This is a genomic window from Lewinella sp., assembly GCF_050633125.1.
Classification (GTDB): Bacteria; Bacteroidota; Bacteroidia; order Chitinophagales; family Saprospiraceae; genus Lewinella.
Genome location: NZ_JBOEFX010000216.1, coordinates 1 through 4838 on the forward strand (window position 1 = coordinate 1; position 4838 = coordinate 4838).

Genomic DNA, 4838 nt, shown 5'->3' on the forward strand with positions numbered 1-4838 from the left:
AGTAACACTTACGGTTCCGCAAGACGTGTCGTTAAAAATATATAACTCCCAGGGTATCACTCAATTCAATTTCAACATGGGATCATCATCTACAATTACACTAGACTCTCCTTCCTGGCCAGCAGGAAATTATTCAGTTGCTGCTTATGACCAATTAGGGCAACTAGTCGATGAAACTCGATTTATTAAGCAATAACAAAGTAGAGACCTACCGCACTCCCCTACTGTTGTTTTTCTTTTTTTAATGTTTTTTCCCGATCCAAAACCCCTTGTGTTTATTGCCTTTTTAGCGCGTTTGGTCGAGAGATACCGCAGAAAAGCGAGGGATACCGCACCTAAGTCGAGAGATACCGCGTGTTTAAACCGATAAAGTCGAGGCTTACCGCGCATGATATAGGGCCGTTCAGAAAGTCGAAAAAATGGGCTTGTATTATTCGACTTTTCGGCTACTCTGAACGATAGTTTTATTCGTTTTCGATACTATGAGCAAGCTCCTATCGCCAGAATTACACAATCTCAAAGTGGTAGAATCCAATGAATTAGTAAGAGCTTCCTATAAGCTCAGTAAACGTTGTTTGGTTTTCATCTATTACCTGGTTGCCAAGCTCGACTCCATCCAACCCGATTCGTTTACAGACTTTGTACTTAGCTATGAGCAAATTGTTGCTATCCTTAATTTCGATGGAAAAAGAAGAATAAGCAAGAGGAAAGAGGTCTTTCATATCATGGATGAACTCAACCACGCACCCATCTATTGGGAGAATGCAGAAGATGCAGTTCAAGTCAACCGATTGAGTTCTGTTACACACCATAAGAACACTGATGAATTTAGATTGAGGCTTGATCCGGCCTTGAGACCCCACCTCTTACAATTGAGGCAACATTTCACCGAGTTTTTCTATAAGTATATCTTACCCATGGATTCATCGGCTTCCATCAGGCTATACGGTCTCTTAAAAAGCTATCATTCCGGTAATGGGGTAATGGAGAAAATATTTGCTGTTGAAGACCTTAAATTTCGTCTCTGACTTTCTGGAAAATACCAAAAGTTCTATGAGTTCAAAAGGTGGGTACTACTCCCCGCCTTGGAAGAACTCAGAAAATTCACTGACCTTCAAACCGATTTTTCCATATATGAGAAAGTAGGTAAGCGTGTAAATAAGATCAAGTTTCACATTAGGCCGAATCACCCCAAATTAGCAACCCCTCAATCTTTTTTAGAAAAAACACCGCTGACTCCCGTTGCCAATCCCCTCTCCTCTACCCAGGTTTATCAATCGCTCATTGCTTTGGGAGCAAGTATGACGCAACATGCTTTGAATATCGTCAAAGAATGCCAAGCTGATGAAGACTACAATAGTAGGGTTATTGACACCCTTAATAGGTGCAAAAAACATTTCGCAGAGAACCCAAGCATCAAAAACCGTGGCGGATTTGTTCTTAAAGCGATTCAGAATGATTACTATAAAACGGAAAGAGTCGAAGAAGAAAGACAAGCAGAGTTAATAGCCAAAAGGCAATATGATAAAGCTTTGGAAAAAGAAATTGCTACTTTGGTAGAAGAAGGAAGAAAAGAATTTGAGGATCGACGTGCGCCCAAACTCCAAGAAATTAAAGCCAAATATCTTACTGATGAAGTTGCTCAGGAAGCTATCTCAGAATATGCTCCAGGTGAGCTTGTATACCGTAAAGCATTAGATAACTTTCTGACTGGTAAGAAATCTAAACTCATTCAAAAACGGATCGACGATTATCTCGCAAATAAGTATTTGGAGAAGGAGTACGTAAACCTTGATCGTTTCTTGGCTAAAAATTACTCACTGGAAAAAGTGGACGGAACCTATACATTATCCGTTTAGAACGGTTTTCTGCTCACAATGAAATTTAAGAGACGTAGAATCAACGCTTTTTGAGTACTTATTTACCTCTCCTTGAATGTTATGAAGAACTTTGACCTTTGGAATATTCTCAAGAAAAAAATCCACGCCAAAGAGAGGAATATTTACGTAAAAGAGAGGGATGTACGATTTGCCCGTTTAGGAATAAATATCGGGAACGAAGAAGACGGTAAAGGAGCCAGCTTTCAAAGACCCGTGCTGATAATTAAAAGAGTAGGAGCCATGCTATTTGTTGTACCCATGAGTACAGGCGGGAAAGAAAATAGATATTATTATACCCTTCCCGATCATTATTTCTGAAAGACTTCTCGCATTATCCTTTCCCAAGCCAGACATATCGACAAGAAAAGAGTGACCAATAAGCTCTGACAAATACACGAAAAAGATTTTCAGCAGATCAAAAAAAAGCTCAGAGAACTGATTCTCTAAGCCGTTTTTCCTACACCCACGAGCTTGTCGTGGGGAGAATCCCGAAGGACTTTTGTAGCTACAGTATAATCACAAAGACACATATTGCAAGTTTATCTTGTGAAAGGTAGAGGAGTGTGTAACGATTACTTACCAAAGCCAAATAGCGCAAGAATTTGCTCGAAGTTCAACGCCACTAATAGAGCTAAGCAGACGGCCAACAGCCCTAACGATAAGTGATATTTCTTCATAAACGACTGGATGTCGGTGTGGTATTTTTCCTGGAGGTCATCAAGTTTTTGTCTAACCTCTTGCTTTTCGTTTTTCTCATCGGTGTAGAGTTGCACGAACTTGTTGCGATTCGTTTCGAGATTGTTATTCACCTTTTCGAGGGCGAAAATCTTCTCCTGAGCGAGACGTTGTTCTTCTTGCAATTTTTGCAAATCTACAAAGTCTATATTTTGATTGCCTTTCTCAGGTAGAGGAGTGCTGTTTCCCGCAATTCACTGCAAGTCTTTGCCGCAAGCTTTTGCAAAGTCTGCAAGGTTTACAACTTTACTTCTTCCTTGTTTTTTAGTGCGTATTCCAGGGGTATGATTAATCTGGTAGTAAACCGTCCTTTCTGGTATTGCAAACTTTGCGGATAAATCCTTGATTGTTACATATTCCATTGATCTTTGCAATTGCAAGTAAAATTGCAGTATAGTTGCAAGCATGGCGAAAAGATTGCGGAATGCAAGGAAAAGCGATTGCAAAAATGGGGTGATTGTAAAATTGCAAGTTGTTGCGAAGAGTGGCAAAATCGGAAAATGCTGCTTTGCCCTTGTATTTGGGAAAGCGAGGGTTATAAGCAAACTACTTTATCTTATACCCAGTGCATACCATGCAAAAATACAAAGTCCGGTCGGTGACTAGAGGGGTGGAAGTGGATCAATCCTATTTGGGAGAGGCTCCGAAAGACGAAGCCTTTAAGCTTATAATGACGGAGGAAGGAAAGAAATCGAATGATAAAAAGCGAGAGGAGTACAGGAGAAGGAGGAAGCCTTCTCCGACGGATTAGACTTCCTCCTCATTCAAACGGTCTCGGATCGCTTGTTGGTTGTAGAGCTTTTGCAACCTGCGAGCCTCTACCAGCGAGTCAGTTGAAGTTCAAACGTCAATGAAATCTACGCCTTGGGGATCACGTCGTCAACCAAGGGTTAGATTGTCAAATAACGGTTTGAAAGCTTCGATCTGATCTTGCAGGATTTGTTCGGTTCGGACAGTGTTGTTGGTTAAGCCAACTACATACCTACGCAAGTGATCGCCGTAGACCAGTTCGGTAAATCAAGTAAGATCAACTCTCTTCAGAATTTTTCCAATCTCCATGACACTAATGGTGAAAATGTAAAAACGCACTTTCAAAATAGTGCGTTTTCAAGATACGGAAAAAAATAATACGGTGCTTAGAATATTGCCCGTCTCCATAGATACACTCATTACAAAATACTTAAAGAGAAATTGTTGTTTTTCCACGCTTATTCTTTGCCGACTCCTAAATAAAAATGGCTGAGCTATTTACAGCTCAGCCATTAAAAACAAGGTTATAAGTATTTTCATACAACACGCGTCCTTAAAGGAATTTTAAATTACGATGTGATAAAAGAGTAACGCGGGTAGGTAGTACTACCTACCCGCAATTACTCTGCATTCATCATCTTTAACCTAAAAATCTACTTTACAGCAATCATCTTCTTGGTAGCAGTAAACTCACCAGCAGTAACTGTGTAAGTCAACACACCTGTTGCACCTTGGATCATGTCCTTGGTCAGGTTGATGGTGTTGTAACCAGCTGCGTAATCACCACGTACTACTGTAAGTACACGGCCACTTGCGTCGCTGATCGTTACCGTTGCTTCCTCATCTGTTGGCAAGTTGAAACCAATCATGGTCTCTGCCGCAAATGGGTTAGGTGTATTCTGGTATACCTCGAATCCGGCAGCAGCAACCTCTCCGTTAGAGAAGTTAACACCTACGTTCATCGTGTTACCATTTCCGTATGCTTCAGCAGCAGTGTAACGGCTAGATACGTTGATCACGTCGCTCAACTGTGCATCTGCCGTTGGGCGGATTACCAAGCTAAACAATACATCCCCCTCCTTCACTAAAGTTTCGGCGGACGAAGCGTTCCAAGAAGTTGTGATTTGGCCTTCAGCAGCATAACGTAGACCGAAGTTCTCAGCTGTAGCTGCACCGTACTCGATGTCTACCAACTCAGCACCATTCAGATTCAACGTACCCTNNGGAAGCCTTCAACAGCAGACATGTTCTCACCAGTAATCGCTACCGTGTAAGTATTGCCCGCCTTCATTGCGATATCCTCAGCAACGAAGTTGAACTGACCGTTCAATGTACGATCGTCTCCAGCCAAAGCATTGGCTTGTGCAGATCCGTTTACATCACCGATTTTCACACCTACAAAGTCTGCATCTAGTACATCTCCCGCAAGGTTATTCTCGTTGATCAACTCAGGGAATGCTTCGAACCATGGGT

7 protein-coding genes and 1 pseudogene are annotated in these 4838 nt (G+C 41.5%); 5 read left to right on the top strand and 3 right to left on the bottom strand.

The annotated features are described in order from the left end of the window. The 4 genes and pseudogenes from ACRBG0_RS28280 to ACRBG0_RS28295 all read left to right on the top strand — a co-directional run. The coding region (locus ACRBG0_RS28280; protein WP_431490181.1) for a hypothetical protein at nt 1–196 on the top strand (196 nt) is incomplete at its 5' end. A 286-nt stretch (nt 197–482) separates the two neighbouring features. Beyond that, complete coding sequence (locus ACRBG0_RS28285; RefSeq protein ID WP_431490182.1) at nt 483–1028, top strand: replication initiation protein; 546 nt, start codon at nt 483–485, stop codon at nt 1026–1028. Nucleotides 1029–1046: 18 nt separating this feature from the next. Continuing rightward, nucleotides 1047–1859: pseudogene (locus ACRBG0_RS28290) on the top strand (hypothetical protein); the annotation flags it as partial. An 81-nt stretch (nt 1860–1940) separates the two neighbouring features. Beyond that, the gene (locus ACRBG0_RS28295) at nt 1941–2198 is read left to right on the top strand and encodes a hypothetical protein (protein ID WP_431490183.1); all 258 of its coding nucleotides are present in this window, start codon (nt 1941–1943) and stop codon (nt 2196–2198) included. 254 nt (nt 2199–2452) lie between these two features. On the opposite strand, the gene ACRBG0_RS28300 is transcribed toward ACRBG0_RS28295, so the two are convergent. Together ACRBG0_RS28300 and ACRBG0_RS28305 are read right to left on the bottom strand one after the other, a co-directional pair. Continuing rightward, a complete protein-coding gene (locus tag ACRBG0_RS28300) occupies nt 2453–2740 on the bottom strand; it encodes a hypothetical protein (protein ID WP_431490184.1) in 288 nt (95 codons plus the stop codon). 69 nt (nt 2741–2809) lie between these two features. Beyond that, nucleotides 2810–3160 carry a hypothetical protein gene (locus ACRBG0_RS28305; RefSeq protein WP_431490185.1) on the bottom strand — a complete coding sequence of 117 codons (351 nt, stop codon included), beginning with the start codon at nt 3158–3160 and terminating at the stop codon, nt 2810–2812. 29 nt (nt 3161–3189) lie between these two features. Between ACRBG0_RS28305 and ACRBG0_RS28310 the strand changes: the two genes are divergently transcribed. Beyond that, entirely contained in the window at nt 3190–3366 is a 177-nt protein-coding gene (locus ACRBG0_RS28310) for a hypothetical protein (protein WP_431490186.1), read from the top strand. A 652-nt stretch (nt 3367–4018) separates the two neighbouring features. Here the strand turns inward: ACRBG0_RS28310 and ACRBG0_RS28315 are convergent. Continuing rightward, nucleotides 4019–4587: T9SS type A sorting domain-containing protein (locus ACRBG0_RS28315; protein WP_431490187.1), on the bottom strand; the 569-nt coding region annotated here is incomplete at its 5' end. Between the last annotated feature and the right edge of the window lie 251 nt (nt 4588–4838).